The following is a 15,920-nucleotide window of genomic DNA, read 5'->3' as shown; positions in this document are numbered from 1 at the left end:
TGCTGAATGATTGCCGGGCAAAACTGCCCAGCAATTACATTAAGGTCAATTTGTTAGGAAAGAATCAGGCGGACTTTACGGAAGAACTTGTAACCGTCAACCGGAGCAATATCGCCATAGGTCAGCTTCCAAAGCGTGTCACGATTGAACAGAGCCTTATCTACATTGTGGCGGTACAGGGTCGCAGGTACGGCATCACCGGCCAACAGACCAGCCTGGGAGAAGTCAGAGCCGCGAGCGTAAGCCAGCATTTCATCATCAGCCAACTTATAGCCACCCACACTGACACCTTTAGGCACCTCATAGATCTTCCACTTGCCGAAGAGAAGACCACAGTAATGAGGGCGAGGAACCTGGCGATAACCTTCGACTGGTACAAAGAATGGAGCTCCCAACGCTTTAATTGCAGCTGCAGCGCGTGGGCCGGCAAACAAGCCAACCAGTCCAGACACGCGGGTGTCATTCAGCATGGATTCCGACAGGATCAGCAGTTCCTGGTGCATTTCCTCGTACTTCTCTTTGAAGTAAGCACCCTGAGCCACCTGGAGGTTAATTGCCATGGTGTCAGTATGGTGGGCAGCCATCAGCATGTCTGTCAGGTTTTGCATGTCGTTGTTGTAAGCAAGGACATTGCGCATTGAATCAGTGTTCATATTGCGCAGATCCAGGCCGTATTCACGACTCATACGCCAATACGACTGAATTGAGTTACCGGACGCGATGATTGATTGGTGTGGCACCACAATGAAGCTTTCCATCGAGAATGCAATCTCGGGGATTACAGATGAGTTGTGTTCAATATCCACATCAAACTTGATACCAAGCTTGCCTGCAGCGGCAGGTAAGGCCGGGGAAATCTGGAACGCCAGCTTACCGTTTGCTACATCGGAGTCTGAGCTCTCTGAAATGTTGTAGCGTTTGCCGCCGTAATCAAAGCTACCGAAAAGCGTACCATTCAGAATTGAGCTGGCCACTTCACGGCCGTTCAACATAATGCGCACTGACTTAGCAATTGCACCGACTTTGGGGTTTTGGTTCGGAATTACACCGACCAATGCGCCGGCATCTTCCACAGGCGCCTTTTCATTGTAGATATAAACAATGAATTTCTCTTTGGCGCCATCCGGCTGGACAGGGGATTCATACACTTGCTTCATGCTTGAATACTGTGCCATCCAGGAATCTTCAAGGACTTCACCCTTCTTAACGTCACCGAATGCAGTATTGGCTGTCCGGCGGATACGGAAAACTTCGGATTCATCACGGCCGCCCTGCATGTAAGTTGCTGCATCGCCGGTAGTTGTAGCGAGCAGGGTTGGCAGAATGAGCGCTGCAGTTTTAGCGCGTAACATTACACCGTCAGAGGTGGTGGTATTAAGGCCTGTGCTTTCAAACATTTTTGATGATGCTTCACCATGGCCAAGCATTGCTCCCATGGTTTCAGCAGCGCAGGCAAGCACTTCATCACGTACTTCACCGTGAGCCCGGCTGTATTCACGAATTGCAGTAGCCCAGGTTGTAGCTACGCCCAGCGCGGCTTTGTCGTCACCAATGGACTCAAATAACGGAGACTTGGCCACGCCGTCACGCATACTCGCCACCAGCTCGGCGGGGTTGCTGATCATCTGGCCATTTTCATTGAACTGGGGGTTAATACAAACACCGCGCACTGCTTCGGCACCTTTAGAAATGGTGGCCAGGCGCTGATTGTATTTCTTCATATCACTCATAGAACTTTTCCTTTTTAAACTGTTAGGAAGTGCGCTGTGTGTCGGGTTGCCCTTCCGTTATCACGGGGGCATAACCCCCAACACTGGCGAGTCTATGGAGGGAAAAAATGCAAAACAAAAAACAGGGGAATTAAGGAAGCGTGTTAGGAAATATCATGGTGTTGGCATAAAAAAACCCGCTTAGCGCGGGTCATTAGGGGCTTATTCGAGAGTACTTATCTTTGGCCACGGATCTTTTTGCTGCAGTATTTTTTCAAGTGAAGCGTGTTTGTCGTTTCTGTCGTATGGCCCCCAGAATCGAACTACCTTGGGCTCCCAATATGCGAGAAGTTCATGCCCATTATCCAAGGCTTGGACAAAGGCAAACTCTTTGCCGGCGCTGGTGGCAGTCACTACAGTGCAGCGTGAATCGAGATCATCAAATAGTAGGGTACCTGAAACAACTTTCATCTTATCCTCGGCTCCTTATGTGACAACGATTTGGAATGGATCAAGATAAAGCCAAAATTCCTCATCGTTCCCCTTGTGTGTGGGGATGGTTGTGTTATTATCGAACTGTTCCCCATACACATGGGGTTGTTGAGTTAAAACAAAGTCCATGTAGAAAGGAACAACCATGAAATACCCATTCACAGTAGACAAAGACGGCACTAACACAACGTTTATTATCTCAAATGCACACACCTTATCTGAGAAAATGCCGTCAAGAGCATCTGTGTTAAAACTCGAGAGCGGAGATCTCCGCGTTCATTGCACAAACAAACGTGAGGCGGCAGACGTTCGCTATCAGCTGGGATAGTGAACAGTAACAATCTAATTTCATAGGACGATAAAGCATGAATAAAGATCCACGCCCCAAATATACCGGCCGCCTTCGGATGGCCGGAGTCGATGCCGCACTTGCAGAGATCACGGAGCGCAGCAATAGAAGCACAGTATTGCTGGCTCAGGTTTTATTTGATGTTGCTCGCCATCAAGGAGATAGCCCCGCAAATATTTGTGAACGATTGAAAGGCGAGCGAGACAACACATCAGTACAGAGCCAATTGGGTAAATTGGTGAAATATGGCTGGGTTGAGCTGGTGGATACTCAGTATCAAAACGGTGAGTACCCTAGGAAGCTCACATTCTTGACTCCGGCTGGGGCCGCGCTACTGAAGTTGGGTAAATAGTTGTTTGAGCATCAACAACTTAACTATTTAAATAATAAGGTTTCTATTATGTTAACTGCTGAAATGAAAGAAAAGATTGAGTTCGAGGCGAATCTAGGAGGAGAGCGCATTACTGGGATTCGTCTATATCGCATCTTGGGGTGTCACCTTGACGACGATGAAGCTATGTGGGTGGCCGCGCTTGGATACTTTGAACAGTGTCGCGGCAATCTAAAAGAAAAAGCCGCTCGAGCTACCGCTTTGGAACAACAGCGAAAATTCAACCAAGCCCAGAGAGCGGTAAAGCGAGAAGACCAACGACTGAAAAAGAGCCGTAACCTGCATTTAGCAGCAATTATAGGGCGGATAAAATACGTTCTGAAAGGTGATCTGCTTACCGTAACGTTTCCCCAGGGGGCCATTGTTGGCCTGGAGCCAGCAAAAGCGGTAAGGGCTTATTTGCGGCGTAAGGGAATAACCAGGATCGGACGGACACTTGCTAATGGAGTGGCTTTTTCTGGTGAGGCAATGGCCGAGATCCTGGCTTGGCTCGGTTCGCGCCTGCAACCGGCTTCCTTGGCGGCGAGGGAAATAGCAATGATACCCCTTGGAATAGTCATGCGCTGCTATCGCATTGTAGAGGTATCCGGCTTTGTCCCTTGTCCTGGGGGAGGTGATTGGCGAGAGAGAATAAGCCTTGGAGTGGTCAAGGCAAATGGCCCGTTACGAAGTTTCAATATGACCTTGCTATAGGAAATGAGGATGACAGGCATAGTTTCACAGCGGTATATGTCATGCAACAGATCAACAATAATGGTTCGGGTACCAGGGTGCAAACAGCGAAATTTTCATAAGCTAAAGGCTCAAGAGGCCATTAAGTTCAGAGATAAACTCTGCATTTTGGTTGGGCGGGATCCTTATGCTAAATCTCATCATCAAGCTGGCCGCATACACACTCAGCCTCACTCTGATAAAAGTAGTGAACTGCCAGCAGGTATTTGCTTGGCATCATACAAAAGGGTGCTTGCAGATGGCTCTGAGCAAACATATCAGAGAGTTATAGCTCTTGGGTTCCCTGGTTCTATTCCAAAATCGAAAAGCTATTCAGTTATGAAATATGGCAAAGCCGAGGCTATAGCCATGGCTATAGATTGGCGTGAAAAGTCTCAACCAAGGCGATGATTAATAGTGGAGAATTTAATGGATAATCACGAAGGTAAAGTTTGCTCAGCATGTAAAGGAACTTGTGTTGGTGAGGCCAAGGTTCAGCCTATGGCTGAATGGGTAGATGCCGGCAGGCCAATGCAGCCAATCCAATGTCAGCGCTGTAAAGGTACTGGCCAAGAGCCTGAGTATAGCGTTAGCTGTTCCATCTGTGGATTTGGGGAATACTACGTCCATGGAGAGTATATACCCGAAGACTGCCCATCGTGCGGTGAGCACAAGGAGTTTGTAATATTGGCCTTGGCACAACTGGACGCTGACTGAGAGGGGAAACACGCATGCAGCGCCGAAAACCAATCACTGGGGATATAGCCCTGGTCGAGATGATCTGCGACAGCTGCAAGCGCGGATATATGCGAGTTGTTGACGGGGAACGGGTAATACACTCGAACCCAAAACTGTGGAAACATACGTGCTCAACTTGCGGTGAATCTGGGTGGTTATCCATCCCATACCCATACATTGAGTACAAAGGCGAGGATTTCATGCTGGCCAAACACGCCAGGTTTCAAACTGAGATTATGCCTGTGAACATCAAGAGAGAGTGACGGTACCAAGCCGTCACTCAATTTTGTAGTTACCCCCAGGAGTAAAGCTCCCTGAAACCTGGGCCTTGCCATTAACCCCATTTGTAACGCCTACCGCGGCCGCATAGGCGAGATCTCCCGCTCTGGCATAATCACCTTCGAGAACAAACCCTTCACCGGACAAAGCCGCTCTGAGTGCTGACTCTACTTCCCCCCTGGTTAAGCCAACCAACTTGAATGTACCGGAGGCATCGGTCGGAATGCTCACTATCGACTGTTTGAGTATTGTGGTCGTTATCCCCTTGGCCAGTGCCCGGTGCATTCTGTCTGACCATGCAAATTTGTTATCGAATCGGATCCCGGACTTTGCAAGACTGTCGCGGATTTTACTCGACATTCCAGCCTCGCTTAACTCTGATACGTGGTATGTGCCTCCAGCATGAGCGGGAACTGTCACAATCCCGCTATCGTGGAGCTCGCCGGCCACACCATCACCAATCGCCTTAGCCGTTATCATGCCATCTGAAAACTTGCTTGTTAGGTCAAATCCTCGGGACAAGAACGCCCCGGCCACCAGCTGCTGAATGTCTGTATTCGTTACGGACATGATTAGTACCCAGCTGTGCAGGTGCTGCTGCCATCCCCATGGTTTAACCCGGTGTAATGGCATTTGTGGGCCGTAGTAACTATGCCTGAACCTCCATTAAGGTGGATTTTTGGCGCATCCACTGTGCATTGAGTTGCAGCTTCGACTTTTACGTTTGCTTCATCAGAGCGGATCCATATTTGCTTGCGGCCAATGACCTTGATCTGCAGCATGGCCTCCACCAGGAGGTTTTTCTCTGTAGAGCTGAAACTATCCTCCTCGGCATGCAATACCAGCTGGCCATCCTTTGTTATCTCGACAGCGGTACCCGTCCCTTTATGCGTGACTCGATACGCCCCTGACGCCGTTTGTTCTATCAGGAAATTGAATTGAGTGCTCACCCTGTCTTTGTGATATTTGGCTGGCTCAGGTTTAGGCTGCGCCCCTGTTCGCTTATGCGTATAGCTTTGGTCGCCGGCGAATGACTCTGCCGGTAGATTTGGTGTCCCCCCTGGCGCAAAGAAACAAGAGCCAGTGATTATTGGGTACCGGCTATCGCCGCGGTCGAACTCACACCAGACCAAATCACCGACTTGGCACGGTTTAAAATCGCCATCGTTGGGCCTGGCGCCGACCGGGAGCGCATACTCGGCCCAGGGCAACTGCTCCACCAGCAGAGAATCCCACAGGCCCATGACACGGATCCGGCAGCGCATTAGCTCCTCTGGGTCGCTGACATCCTCCACAATGCATCGATGTTTGCCCAACAACAAATTACTGACTGGTTCCATCAAGGATCTCCCCCATTTCACATACCGTTATGTACTTGGTTCCTTGCTGCCAATGCCGAGCCCCGAGTATCAACTGTCGATATGGGACTGACTCATCAAAGATGGCATCAGGGATTAGCTGGTTCAGTTCGAGCTTGATCATCATCCCGGGAGCAAATCGACCATCACCCGCTAAGTGGCAATCCATCACATTTACCGGCGCCAGGTTACGCGGCCCCAGGAACGGTTTCTGGCTATGTGATAAAAAGGACGGTGGGTAGTCATTACCCATCTTGATCATGCCTTTCTGCAGATCCCAGCAGACGTAATCGCGGAAAACCTCTCGAGCGACCGAGCGGTTGGGGTGGTATCTGTGGTACCCCTCAATCCGAGGATTGTTAGAGTGAGGCCTCATGTATTCAAATTTGTGGGCGTCCTCCTGGCTCTCCAGCCAGCTTAACTGCTTAACGTATAGTTTCCCCCTGGATAACCAGATTGCGGCCCCATAATCAGCCCTGAGCCGCTCGAGCATTACTGATAGAGTGCTGCCTGGGAGGCAGTGATATGTCCATTTACCTTCAAATCCACGATCAATGACTAACTCATAGCCTGGAAATATCTCGGATAAAATCTGCTGTGGGTTTTTATCGATAAAGAATGCTGGTGCCTTTACAGGCTGCTTTATCCTGTGAATGTCTGCCTGCAGGGCTTCAACGCATAGCTGGTCGCCCTCTCCCCAGTTTGAACCGACAATGAAAGACTCCTTGAAAAGCACATCGCCTCGGCCCTCTGCATCGCCGATACCCAATTCGATTAAGCTGCCGTTCTTGAGGCCTGCTTGATCTTGCAGGAACTTATGAGGGTCGTTGCATCGTAGCATCAGCTTTGGGCCTGTCAGATTCATACGCTCGATGTATGTTCCCTCGGCCAGCATCGATACCCCTTGTTCCTTGCCATCGATGGCCAAGGACTGAAAAAACAGCTCGGAGCTTATGTGAGAGTGCACCAGGGGCATTAGTTACCCCCCAAGTCTGAGTTTGCATAGAACGGCACTGGCGGGTTAATTGCGATAGTCAACGTCTTGGACGTAACGCCCCGGGCCTGATAAATGGGAGCTTTCATACTAAATACGGATGAGAGTACAAGTAAGCGATCTTCTTCTGCGGAAATGCTCGCATCTTCCCAGGAGCTCAGTTGGGCTGGTGCAACTACAGCATCACCCTCAAGAACTGAATTGAGAACTACAGTTTTATACTTGAAATTCCGTTGCCCGATCAGGCCAGATGCCATTAGAGACGCCGCTATCTTGTTCAGCGATACCTCGTCCCAGGATAAAACGTACACTTGATAGCTAATGCTGCAGGGGATCTCATCAACATTAGCAATGACTCCCGTTTCATCTGAGATATGGCCTACCGTTTTGGCCACAATCTCACTACCATCATCATTGAATGAGATACCCGGTAGGCGATGAAAGTACACAATCGGCAAGTCGTTTTTCTTTGAAAAATCGTCTTTTGATCTGGCCTTCTGTCGAAGCTTTCGCAGAAACTGCTTTGGGTCTTGTTCGCTATGCTTAAACAACTTCTGCTTAGGTTCCCGGGCGCAAAAGTTGATTAGCGCTTTACTGGCACTAGGAGATTCCGGCTCCTGTAATTCATTGAGCTCAGCTAACAATCTATTACCAAACCCAATATCAATATCAGCTATATTGCTCAGATAACGCCGGCCATCCTCGATAAAGAAGGTTGTTTCTACTACCCCCAGGTATTCACTCATCTTGATCACTCTCCAGTGCTATTTCTTCGTTCATTACGCCCTGCACATCAGGTAATTGCTCAACATCACCGCAGGGGATCAGGTAATGCAGAAAGCCTATAGCCGGAGTACCAACAGCCTCGGAATGGTGGATATACCAGAATTGATCGCTGGTGGTTCCGTCTGCATTGGCCACCAGGAACTCAAGGATAGAGCCGGTTGGAATGTCGCTCTCGGCTATACGCAGGATCATCGTGCCGCTGGCGCCGTAGCCCATCGATTCATCGCCATCCCACGCAGCCAGGAAAGAATCGTCCTCTCCATTCGACTCTACACATTCCACAAAAACAGCATCGCTATAAGCTATATCCTGCGTCTGGTCGTCTATTTCACCGAATAGAGGCGTATCTACCTGCGTATCTACTACCATTGGCGCCACAGGGCGAAACAGGGCCGCATCAAACCTGTCTGGGTGGCCCTTGATGGCGGCAATCCAGTCGGCAGTCACTTGGGCCGTGTAAGGAGCCGCTGCTGCCCCCTTAATACGTTTCATCATGTTTTACTTTCCAGAATCGTGTTCAGTGTCTCTAAGGGGATCCCTTTCTTTTTTGCGAAAGCGGCTAACGCTTGATCACGGCCAATACCGGCCAGCGCTGCGCCATCAATAAATGACTGGGCATTTACTTTGAGAGCATCCTTTGTCTGCATAGCTTTTTTGAGCAAAATCGCGTTTTGAGCTTTCAGCCTTGCGGCCTCTTTCTGGGCCTTCGATACGTCCTTTTTGGCCTTGGCCAGCTGGTCACGGATACGTTTGGCTTCGGCTGGTGAGCTCTTAATTTTCTTGGCCAAGCCGCTAACGGACTTCAAATATTTACGGTATGCCTCCCGAGCCGCGGCTTGATCAGTAACCGTGCGTTTGTTCCGGTTGCCGGCTTTCTTCTCGTCCTTGGTAAAGTGGTGAGTTAAGCGTTTGTCAGAGCCAAAGCCGACTCTCGATGCCTGTCTCTCCATCTGCATGGCCATAGGCCGCTGCCAGGCTGGAGACTGCATCATTTCAACAACTTTGATAACGTGCTTACACGCCAAGCCGGTGAGTTTGTTGTTGCGGATCTTCGGGAAAGCCATTTCCTTGGGCGGCGTTATTGCGTAACCGCCGACAGTCGCCATATAGCGGTACCAGAACTGATGCCGGCCACAGCTGCAGTCAATCGACATTCTTCCCTTACATGCGGTCTTGACGGCCTTCTGGTACCCTTTCTGGGTACCGTCTGCGTCCATCATTTCCTCGTCCCACTCCTCGAGTCGGATCCGCACTCGATGATGAGTGTATTTCGACTTGCGGGAAGCTTTGACCTTGGCCTCATAGATGTTGTTGGCCACCAGCGAGCCCATTTGTGCCCGCGTTATGCCTGAGCCATCATTTACCTGGTTGTTGGCTCGTTTCACATCGATGGAGCGAGACTTTGCCACTATCTGCAGATAAGTAACGCCTTGCTCGCCGGCGTTCCGCTGCCTGAACTTCTTCGATTCACGCTCAAACAGCGCCAAGTCTGCTGAGGTAAACGGGGTTCCATCATCTTTCACGCCAAGGCGCAGCAAATCCCGAGGGCTTTTCCGGGACATTGCCCCGGGCGTAAGTGTGCGCTTGGCTCTCCGGCGAGCTTTGTTCTTATCCTTGGCAATTTGGTCGAAAACGGCTCTGAACTGGGCTGCTGAAAGCGCCTTGGTGTCATAGATGCCGCTTTCATTGGGCTGGGGCTTCAACTTCGGCATTTATAGCTCCCCGCTTTCGGCGTAGTGCCGGATCAGGTCGCGTATGTATGTTGGGTCTGGGAATGAGATCACCGATGAAACCGGCAATGGCTCCTCCTCATCTTCAACACTGCAGAGCAGACATACCAGCCACCTTAGTTCCGTATGCCCATAAACACGGAATGAAACCAGATCTGGGCGATACATTTCATCGCCCTTAATTTCATACTGAGTTGTTTTCACGTTGCTGGTGGTTATGCCTGTCAGTATTTCTCGGTACAGATATGAGCGGATTACATCATCGGCAATCTGCAGATCCGACAACCTGGAGAGTTGGATAGTCACAGCTTAATCACCCTCCCGCACCAGTGCTCCTCACACTCAAGCATCCCAATACTGTCACCTTCCAGAACCATGTTATCGAGCATGTTCTCCATGAAATTGGACTGATACGGGGTTTGGCACAGGCCGGCATGGATTACCAGGAGCATTAGCCTGGCTGGATCCTTGACTCGCTCCCAGTCAATTTCGTAGCTAACAGCGCCGGTGTCATTGTGTTTTATGTTGTATATGGAGTCTGGGATAGAGAACTGACCAGCCAGCTTCGCAGGGGTTGTAATGGCGCCGATTCTTTGTAGTGAGGTGTACTTTTCAAATGCAGAAACAAGCACAGGCTTGCCGGTATGATCTTTTTGCTGCAGCGTTAGGTTTCGGCCGAATGAGAGAAAAAGCCCTGTTGGATCCTCCACCAGCAGCTCGGCGCCCACCTTGGTGGCCAGCTTTGAATATGTCACCAGCGCTTTGAGTATGCCGGCCGGAGTGCGGGTTAGTGGCTCCATCTTGGCAATGTGTATTGCATTGCTCGTAACAGACGCCATGATCATGGTCGGGTTTTGTTGGCAAGCGGTTGATACAGCAATGATCCGTGTGTCTGTCATGCTATCGGCTCCAATTCATACTTTGAGCCGATGATATTGATTGCACCGATAGACAGCAATTTGTTAGGATATTTGCGGTTGGTTAGTTAATTCAGTGGGTGTTCTCTCGATTGTTCAAAGGGCTACTAACCAACCAGGCCGCCAGAAATGGCGGCTTTTTTTATGGTGAAATTCTGTTAGGATGTGCAGGTCAGCTCAGTACCTGCTCATTTCAGTGGTGGGCATGTCTTGAGTTGGCAGCCAAAGAATGATTCATACAGCAAAGTAAAAGCCGCCAGAATTGGCGGCTTTTTAATTTTCAACCTGATACTGGATGGTAGTAAATCGGCTGCAATTCACAGTTTAGAGGTTCCATAGTAGAGAGGTCACTTCCAGAGTGCCTATACCATGCACCATCAACAATGCTTGCAAATATAAACTCAGGGTTTGATGAATCGCCTCGGGACACAAAGGCTCTCAGTAACTGTCTATTTGGAACATCATTTACATGCAGGTTATGAAAATATTCTTTAACCAAATGCAGCCCTGCAGCAGCTTGATTGTCATTGAAATTATTATGCGCCAAAATCTCTATCTTTTCTTGGCTCAAAGATACTGGTTCCCCAGTAAAGCGGGACAACTCTCTAGCGCAAGCATCACAAAAGTCGCTGCCATCAAGGAACGCAGACAAAGCCCCTAATGTTTCATCCATCATAAAACTACTTCCATTTGTTAGTGCCATTATTGTGCAACAAGCAATCTAGCACTTTGCCCTTACGTGGTAAACGAACCCACCAGCATATTCTTCTTTTTACTTGATTATCAGAGACTGAGGGTAATACACTGCCCTTACAGTCATGCTTACCCATGGTTGTTTGCCAAAATAAAGAGCCCCTTCAATTGAAGGGGCTTTCTTTTTCCCTGGGGCTCAATTCATCCTCTGCTGCTCGAACTTGACGCCCCTCATCTTGTTCTCGATGAAGGCAGCAGTTCCATGCATACGGATTACTGCATCGTCATAACCGACAGTTGCCACCATCATAACGCCGGCAACAGAACAAAGTTTCATTAAGGCGTTGCCAGCATCTTTAGTGGTATCTAGTTGGCATTTGTTTAAGTAATCCTGGATGAACTTTTTCGCCAGTTCCTCAGCTTCTTCTTGCGAGATCATGCTTACCTTCCTTTCGGCTATCTATTAGCGGTGATGAATCGCGCCTGATATAGTCGTAACAGAACCGGAGACAGAACCACACTCAACATCACCGGAGCCTGTGGTAATTGATCCTGTCACATCACCACAAGTAACATCACCTGAGCCCGTACTGATATGGTTTACTGATTGGGCATTAACGTCACCAGAACCAGTCATTAAGCTTTCAACATCACCGTTAATAGTCACAGTTACATTACCGACCAATCCCCCTTGCTGGGGTGCGCCATCAATAAGCACCTGATCGCCACAAATTTGAATACTACGGCCTGAATATGAGTGACCATTAATCACAACGTTACCAAGGCCTTTCATTTGAATATTCACTAATTACCCCTACTCTGTGCCTCAGATAATCAGGTCTTCTAGCTTGGCCAGCCTGAACAAAGCCCTACCTCTGGGTAAAACCCGCCGGCGAATCTTTGCCGCCAATGGGCTGTCTACCCTATGTTCCTGAATAACTGAACCGTACTCACGATCAGAGAAAGCCAGGTGTTTTCTCGCGTTTACGGTCTTTGCATGCTTGGCGAAAATGTTCTCAAACCAAGCCTGCTGCAGTACATCAATTGTGCTCAACATAATATGTCCTTATACGGTAGCGCCGGGCCTGTAACAGGCGGCCGGTTAGAGATTAAAAGTCTATGCCTGTTACCTTCTCAGCTGCTGTAAAAAGTGGCTGGGCTAACAAGTGGGTGTATGCCGCATCCCTCAAGGTGTGGCCGCTGTATTGTTCATCTTTATAATCAAACGCATAATCAAACGTGAACCCGTTTCCGGGTAATCCGGCAGAATGAATCTGTGTTACTGGTGGCTTGCCGGCATTAAAGGCTTCGGCACTGGCAAACACTGAAACGGCATAGGTAACAGTGTTATTTGCGTGTTCATTTGTACTCAGTTCATAGGCACTAACACCTTCATCATCGGTGAGCAGCACTAGGCGCTCATCAACAGACCTCCCTTGGTGCAAGTACAGCTCAGAGACAATAAAAACCGGGTTTTCGAGGGTGATACCTGCGTCAATATCGAAACTCTTTAATGTAATAGCCATTAGGCCTCCTTTCAGTTTTGTGGTTGGCACCGCCTGCAGCTGCAGTCATAGTAATTAGCCGCTACCACTTCTCTGATAGTCGGAAAACTTGCACTGTGCTCTGCGTTATCGGTGCCCGGGTTTCTAAAGGCATATCCACGTTTCAGATAGGCCGTGTAATGGCCCCCATTGTCAGAAATAGAATCGAATTGGGGGTATTTCTGTTTAAACTGTCTTGTTCCCATGGCTTCCTTCTCGGTTGAACTTATACAGCTGGTTACAGCGCACCAGTACGCCAGTGGCTACTGCCGACTCACAAGCCTGTTGCGCTCTGCCAAATCTCCAAGAGAGAGTGCGCTGTATCCTGGAAACGCTAAAAACGCCTTGATACTCAGGGTTGCGTTTGAGCATCCCCAAAGCCATTGCGTCTAAATCGACCACGGCGCCTACTCCGCGACCAAATGCTTAACTGAGTTTTTGCTGGCCTTGAATTTCACGCGGGTCATGCCCGGCGCCACCAGCTCCTGCCCTGTTTTGGGGTTTCTTGCTTTCCGTGGCGGCATTTCTACGGCATCAAACACGCCAAGGCCGCGGAGCTCTACCCGCTCGCCGTTTGCCAGCGCCTGAGTAATTGACTCTGCGAAGTGGCCCAGGAACGCATCGGCATGCTCAGGAGATACCCCCGCCTTTTCTTCCAGGAAAGCTATAAGCTCAGCTTTGTTGTACTTCATTGCTTCTGACATTCCACGGCCCCCATTAAGATCTGAGATTTTTTGAACTTGAGGATCCGGCGAGCACAAATAGGTGCCGGTTCATTGGTTGTTGGGTTTCGGCCAATCCGAGCCCGTTTATCTGCCGCGTAGAACAGGCCAAGACGAAATATTCTCACCGACTCAATATCATCTGACTGAGCAACACTGCCGCACAGGTCTACCAAGGCACTGGTCATTCTCAATGCCTTTTGTTTCGACACCTCGGGGTACCGCTCGTGAAATGTGTCTGCAATTTCCGCTTTAGTTAGTGTCATAAACTACCTCCGAAGGATGGCCAAAGGCCTATACAAATAGACGCCTTTTAGCCGTGGCAATGTCGGCGGTTGGCGCGTTCCCAATAAACGTCAAATCTTTAAGTGATATGGTGCTTTCGGTAAGTCTCAAGGTGCCTTTTGGCGATGCCACAACCAGAGGAGCCAAAGAGATCAACACCAGGGCTCTCTCATGTCCTGTAACCAACACAAGATCACCAACCTCCAAATGGCCATTGGCCAGGGCACCGCGCCGAACCAAACGCAACAAGAGCTCACTGGCCAGGCAATAACTGGTAATCCCCGCTTGTGCCATTGCCTCGCGCATAGGCTTACGATTAAGCAAGGCGCCGGAGAACTGCTGAATGGTTTTCGCCGGCAATTGGTCTGCTTTGGTTGAGTAAATGGCTGTGGCTGTTTTCATTGTCCTACTCGATCATGTTGATAGTTTGCTGGTACCGAACTGTATTTACGGCCCGAAGATTGATAACCGCGCTTTCCCGGGAAAGAACAACTTCATGCTCTCCCCTGGAACAAATCAGCCCGGCCACCAGCTCTTTGCGAATCAGCCCCTGAGCAATCTTCCGCTCGCCAAATTGGGAGGCGTACTTTGTTGCGACTTTCTTACTCATCGTCCAGCTGAGGCCAGCTCTGGAGTGTTTGCGGTTGTATCCTCGATATATCTTGAACTCATCCGGAAGCGCATTAAGGCGGCCGCGTTCGCTTTCATCCATAAATCGCCATTGTTCGCCCAGCTCGAGAGAGAAAAACTCCTCCCATAGTTGCCGGTATGGGTACACCTCTTTCAGATCTAACCAGGTCTTACGTGCATACTTCCAAGCGAGCTCCCGAGAGATCAGCTGGTTCCTGGATAGCTCAATCAAAAGCGGCAGTCTGTGTTCAGGTACCCGCATCATTAGCCGAGCTGTATGGTTGCCGGTGTTCCTGGCGTGTTCATCTGCTCTCAACCTCGAGCGAATAAGCGACTCGAGAACTGGCCTGTCTTCTGGCAAAACCTTGCAGCATTTACACAGTTCATGATCCAGGGCTTGGCCAATCATGTGATCGTCAAGCCTAAATACCGCCTGGTACCCGCTACCGTAATTTTTATGCCGGCTGGTGGCCGAGGTTGAAAGACAAACTGGAATGCCCTTAGTCATTACTGATTGCCCTCTCTAAGATCACAAGTCGTGGAACTGAACACCATTCATAAAACCTTGTTAGGAACATTTTCAGATTATGCCATTTGTCAAATTTAAGGGCTAGTAGTGAAATAGCTCTATTTTGATCCATTGATTAGTTAGGAACGAACAGGAAAAGAGTGATGTGTTTACCCAGGATATGCTAATACCCTTTAATTGGTGGATAAATTAGGTATAAATTTCACCACCGGCGTGATGTTGCGTGTTATACTAACTAAGCCAATAAACACAAAAACAAGTGAGATGGCACATCGGAGGCATTTGTACGGAAGGTAAATCATGTTGATTTACCAGTTTATTAAGGAGTGTTTTGCTATGGCTAGCCTTCGACTATAGCGCAATCTATATGACTTACCTAACCAACTACAACGGAAATGCACAATGAAAACTTTGACCATGTCTCAAAAATCAGCTCGGGATGGGCTTGGCACACCCAGCAATTTTAAAGGAGGTGTTTTTGTAACCAGAAATGGCGTAGCTGAACTGTTTGTTCAAACTGCGGCAGAAAGAGAAGAAGAGATCAATGAGCTCCGCATGGAGCGACAAACTAACGCACTGTTAAAGCTAGCGATGCTTGCTAAACAGGACATCAAAAATAATCGCAAAGCGACTCTTGACGAAGCTTTAGGGAGGCTGCGCGATGCCAGAAAGTGAGCTAAATAAAAATGATAGATTTGAATACAGTAATATCCGATGTGGCAATATGGACTTTGCAGGATATTGAATCATTTTACACACCCTATATCGGCGCAGACCGAGCGGCTGATTTAACAGAAAGCCTATTGAGAGATACTGTATCCGCGATAGAAGAAGATCCGGAACGGTACCGATTCAGTGCTAGGCTTGCAGATAAAGGGGTTAGATTGCGAGAGCGGATCACCCCAGATGGGCAGTTTACGGCTATCTATGATTTTGATGGAGAAACCATAGAGGTTTTGCTGTTTATGAGCACCAAACAGGACATAGAGAGCTTGCTTCACCGCTACATGATATTGAAGTAACTTAGTCAAACGCCAACACACGGAAGGCAGCAAGCCTAACC

General features: G+C 49.1%; 23 protein-coding genes. 4 read left to right on the top strand and 19 right to left on the bottom strand.

What is annotated here, in order from left to right; genetic code table 11:
• Positions 1 to 53: 53 nt before the first annotated feature.
• Both ACF8D4_RS01000 and ACF8D4_RS00995 read right to left on the bottom strand, forming a co-directional pair.
• On the bottom strand, positions 54 to 1,730 hold the full coding sequence (locus ACF8D4_RS01000) for a hypothetical protein (RefSeq protein ID WP_219031556.1): 1,677 nt from the start codon (positions 1,728 to 1,730) through the stop codon (positions 54 to 56).
• Between the two features lie 201 nt (positions 1,731 to 1,931).
• Entirely contained in the window at positions 1,932 to 2,180 is a 249-nt protein-coding gene (locus ACF8D4_RS00995) for a hypothetical protein (protein WP_345882248.1), read from the bottom strand.
• Between the two features lie 386 nt (positions 2,181 to 2,566).
• Between ACF8D4_RS00995 and ACF8D4_RS00990 the strand changes: the two genes are divergently transcribed.
• Together ACF8D4_RS00990 and ACF8D4_RS00985 are read left to right on the top strand one after the other, a co-directional pair.
• Positions 2,567 to 2,902 carry a helix-turn-helix domain-containing protein gene (locus ACF8D4_RS00990; protein ID WP_208251616.1) on the top strand — a complete coding sequence of 112 codons (336 nt, stop codon included), beginning with the start codon at positions 2,567 to 2,569 and terminating at the stop codon, positions 2,900 to 2,902.
• Complete coding sequence (locus tag ACF8D4_RS00985; RefSeq protein WP_392468210.1) at positions 2,903 to 3,634, top strand: hypothetical protein; 732 nt, start codon at positions 2,903 to 2,905, stop codon at positions 3,632 to 3,634.
• A gap of 1,032 nt (positions 3,635 to 4,666) precedes the next feature.
• Here the strand turns inward: ACF8D4_RS00985 and ACF8D4_RS00980 are convergent.
• The 17 genes from ACF8D4_RS00980 to ACF8D4_RS00900 all read right to left on the bottom strand — a co-directional run bounded on the left by ACF8D4_RS00980 (position 4,667) and on the right by ACF8D4_RS00900 (position 14,836).
• Entirely contained in the window at positions 4,667 to 5,239 is a 573-nt protein-coding gene (locus ACF8D4_RS00980) for a hypothetical protein (protein WP_208251607.1), read from the bottom strand.
• A 2-nt stretch (positions 5,240 to 5,241) separates the two neighbouring features.
• Positions 5,242 to 6,009, bottom strand: coding sequence for a phage baseplate assembly protein V (locus ACF8D4_RS00975; RefSeq protein WP_345868340.1), 768 nt, complete (start codon positions 6,007 to 6,009; stop codon positions 5,242 to 5,244).
• Positions 5,993 to 7,003, bottom strand: a complete 1,011-nt coding sequence (locus tag ACF8D4_RS00970; protein ID WP_345872905.1) for a hypothetical protein — start codon at positions 7,001 to 7,003, stop codon at positions 5,993 to 5,995. Before ACF8D4_RS00970 ends, ACF8D4_RS00975 begins: the two co-directional genes overlap by 17 nt.
• Positions 7,003 to 7,767: a hypothetical protein gene (locus tag ACF8D4_RS00965; RefSeq protein ID WP_345872906.1), complete on the bottom strand. Its 765-nt coding sequence runs from the start codon at positions 7,765 to 7,767 to the stop codon at positions 7,003 to 7,005. Before ACF8D4_RS00965 ends, ACF8D4_RS00970 begins: the two co-directional genes overlap by 1 nt.
• Complete coding sequence (locus ACF8D4_RS00960) at positions 7,760 to 8,302, bottom strand: hypothetical protein (protein ID WP_345872907.1); 543 nt, start codon at positions 8,300 to 8,302, stop codon at positions 7,760 to 7,762. The genes ACF8D4_RS00965 and ACF8D4_RS00960 overlap by 8 nt, the downstream gene beginning before the upstream one ends.
• Positions 8,299 to 9,519, bottom strand: coding sequence for a hypothetical protein (locus ACF8D4_RS00955; RefSeq protein WP_335919803.1), 1,221 nt, complete (start codon positions 9,517 to 9,519; stop codon positions 8,299 to 8,301). The genes ACF8D4_RS00960 and ACF8D4_RS00955 overlap by 4 nt, the downstream gene beginning before the upstream one ends.
• A complete protein-coding gene (locus ACF8D4_RS00950) occupies positions 9,520 to 9,843 on the bottom strand; it encodes a baseplate wedge protein 53 (RefSeq protein ID WP_345882252.1) in 324 nt (107 codons plus the stop codon).
• Positions 9,840 to 10,436, bottom strand: a complete 597-nt coding sequence (locus ACF8D4_RS00945) for a hypothetical protein (RefSeq protein WP_208251590.1) — start codon at positions 10,434 to 10,436, stop codon at positions 9,840 to 9,842. Before ACF8D4_RS00945 ends, ACF8D4_RS00950 begins: the two co-directional genes overlap by 4 nt.
• 298 nt (positions 10,437 to 10,734) lie before the next feature.
• Entirely contained in the window at positions 10,735 to 11,130 is a 396-nt protein-coding gene (locus ACF8D4_RS00940; RefSeq protein WP_335919802.1) for a hypothetical protein, read from the bottom strand.
• 213 nt (positions 11,131 to 11,343) lie between these two features.
• On the bottom strand, positions 11,344 to 11,586 hold the full coding sequence (locus ACF8D4_RS00935) for a hypothetical protein (protein WP_208251586.1): 243 nt from the start codon (positions 11,584 to 11,586) through the stop codon (positions 11,344 to 11,346).
• Positions 11,587 to 11,610: 24 nt separating this feature from the next.
• A complete protein-coding gene (locus ACF8D4_RS00930) occupies positions 11,611 to 11,952 on the bottom strand; it encodes a hypothetical protein (protein ID WP_335919801.1) in 342 nt (113 codons plus the stop codon).
• Between the two features lie 21 nt (positions 11,953 to 11,973).
• Positions 11,974 to 12,204 carry a hypothetical protein gene (locus tag ACF8D4_RS00925; protein ID WP_335919800.1) on the bottom strand — a complete coding sequence of 77 codons (231 nt, stop codon included), beginning with the start codon at positions 12,202 to 12,204 and terminating at the stop codon, positions 11,974 to 11,976.
• 52 nt (positions 12,205 to 12,256) lie between these two features.
• On the bottom strand, positions 12,257 to 12,673 hold the full coding sequence (locus ACF8D4_RS00920) for a hypothetical protein (RefSeq protein ID WP_335919799.1): 417 nt from the start codon (positions 12,671 to 12,673) through the stop codon (positions 12,257 to 12,259).
• Positions 12,674 to 13,098: 425 nt separating this feature from the next.
• A complete protein-coding gene (locus tag ACF8D4_RS00915; protein WP_345868332.1) occupies positions 13,099 to 13,395 on the bottom strand; it encodes an HU family DNA-binding protein in 297 nt (98 codons plus the stop codon).
• Positions 13,380 to 13,679, bottom strand: coding sequence for an HU family DNA-binding protein (locus tag ACF8D4_RS00910; RefSeq protein ID WP_208251578.1), 300 nt, complete (start codon positions 13,677 to 13,679; stop codon positions 13,380 to 13,382). The genes ACF8D4_RS00915 and ACF8D4_RS00910 overlap by 16 nt, the downstream gene beginning before the upstream one ends.
• 28 nt (positions 13,680 to 13,707) lie before the next feature.
• Positions 13,708 to 14,100, bottom strand: coding sequence for a hypothetical protein (locus ACF8D4_RS00905; protein ID WP_345882254.1), 393 nt, complete (start codon positions 14,098 to 14,100; stop codon positions 13,708 to 13,710).
• Between the two features lie 4 nt (positions 14,101 to 14,104).
• Positions 14,105 to 14,836 carry a hypothetical protein gene (locus ACF8D4_RS00900; protein WP_219031548.1) on the bottom strand — a complete coding sequence of 244 codons (732 nt, stop codon included), beginning with the start codon at positions 14,834 to 14,836 and terminating at the stop codon, positions 14,105 to 14,107.
• Between the two features lie 423 nt (positions 14,837 to 15,259).
• Between ACF8D4_RS00900 and ACF8D4_RS00895 the strand changes: the two genes are divergently transcribed.
• Both ACF8D4_RS00895 and ACF8D4_RS00890 read left to right on the top strand, forming a co-directional pair.
• Complete coding sequence (locus ACF8D4_RS00895; protein WP_219031547.1) at positions 15,260 to 15,532, top strand: hypothetical protein; 273 nt, start codon at positions 15,260 to 15,262, stop codon at positions 15,530 to 15,532.
• Positions 15,533 to 15,543: 11 nt separating this feature from the next.
• Entirely contained in the window at positions 15,544 to 15,879 is a 336-nt protein-coding gene (locus ACF8D4_RS00890; RefSeq protein WP_335919826.1) for a hypothetical protein, read from the top strand.
• Positions 15,880 to 15,920 lie beyond the last annotated feature (41 nt).

It is taken from the genome of Shewanella sp. YQ_9, assembly GCF_043103185.1.
Classification (GTDB): Bacteria; Pseudomonadota; Gammaproteobacteria; order Enterobacterales; family Shewanellaceae; genus Shewanella; species Shewanella algae.
This window is presented reverse-complemented; position numbering and strand designations above follow the sequence as displayed.

Excerpts from the sequence above, each read along its gene's own strand:
- ACF8D4_RS01000 (WP_219031556.1), bottom strand. The coding sequence starts at position 1,730 with ATGAGTGATATGAAGAAATACAATCAGCGCCTGGCCACCATTTCTAAA.
- ACF8D4_RS00995 (WP_345882248.1), bottom strand. The coding sequence starts at position 2,180 with ATGAAAGTTGTTTCAGGTACCCTACTATTTGATGATCTCGATTCACGC.
- ACF8D4_RS00990 (WP_208251616.1), top strand. The coding sequence starts at position 2,567 with ATGAATAAAGATCCACGCCCCAAATATACCGGCCGCCTTCGGATGGCC.
- ACF8D4_RS00980 (WP_208251607.1), bottom strand. The coding sequence starts at position 5,239 with ATGTCCGTAACGAATACAGACATTCAGCAGCTGGTGGCCGGGGCGTTC.
- ACF8D4_RS00975 (WP_345868340.1), bottom strand. The coding sequence starts at position 6,009 with ATGGAACCAGTCAGTAATTTGTTGTTGGGCAAACATCGATGCATTGTG.
- ACF8D4_RS00970 (WP_345872905.1), bottom strand. The coding sequence starts at position 7,003 with ATGCCCCTGGTGCACTCTCACATAAGCTCCGAGCTGTTTTTTCAGTCC.
- ACF8D4_RS00965 (WP_345872906.1), bottom strand. The coding sequence starts at position 7,767 with ATGAGTGAATACCTGGGGGTAGTAGAAACAACCTTCTTTATCGAGGAT.
- ACF8D4_RS00960 (WP_345872907.1), bottom strand. The coding sequence starts at position 8,302 with ATGATGAAACGTATTAAGGGGGCAGCAGCGGCTCCTTACACGGCCCAA.
- ACF8D4_RS00955 (WP_335919803.1), bottom strand. The coding sequence starts at position 9,519 with ATGCCGAAGTTGAAGCCCCAGCCCAATGAAAGCGGCATCTATGACACC.
- ACF8D4_RS00945 (WP_208251590.1), bottom strand. The coding sequence starts at position 10,436 with ATGACAGACACACGGATCATTGCTGTATCAACCGCTTGCCAACAAAAC.
- ACF8D4_RS00940 (WP_335919802.1), bottom strand. The coding sequence starts at position 11,130 with ATGATGGATGAAACATTAGGGGCTTTGTCTGCGTTCCTTGATGGCAGC.
- ACF8D4_RS00935 (WP_208251586.1), bottom strand. The coding sequence starts at position 11,586 with ATGATCTCGCAAGAAGAAGCTGAGGAACTGGCGAAAAAGTTCATCCAG.
- ACF8D4_RS00925 (WP_335919800.1), bottom strand. The coding sequence starts at position 12,204 with ATGTTGAGCACAATTGATGTACTGCAGCAGGCTTGGTTTGAGAACATT.
- ACF8D4_RS00920 (WP_335919799.1), bottom strand. The coding sequence starts at position 12,673 with ATGGCTATTACATTAAAGAGTTTCGATATTGACGCAGGTATCACCCTC.
- ACF8D4_RS00915 (WP_345868332.1), bottom strand. The coding sequence starts at position 13,395 with ATGTCAGAAGCAATGAAGTACAACAAAGCTGAGCTTATAGCTTTCCTG.
- ACF8D4_RS00910 (WP_208251578.1), bottom strand. The coding sequence starts at position 13,679 with ATGACACTAACTAAAGCGGAAATTGCAGACACATTTCACGAGCGGTAC.
- ACF8D4_RS00905 (WP_345882254.1), bottom strand. The coding sequence starts at position 14,100 with ATGAAAACAGCCACAGCCATTTACTCAACCAAAGCAGACCAATTGCCG.
- ACF8D4_RS00900 (WP_219031548.1), bottom strand. The coding sequence starts at position 14,836 with ATGACTAAGGGCATTCCAGTTTGTCTTTCAACCTCGGCCACCAGCCGG.
- ACF8D4_RS00895 (WP_219031547.1), top strand. The coding sequence starts at position 15,260 with ATGAAAACTTTGACCATGTCTCAAAAATCAGCTCGGGATGGGCTTGGC.
- ACF8D4_RS00890 (WP_335919826.1), top strand. The coding sequence starts at position 15,544 with ATGATAGATTTGAATACAGTAATATCCGATGTGGCAATATGGACTTTG.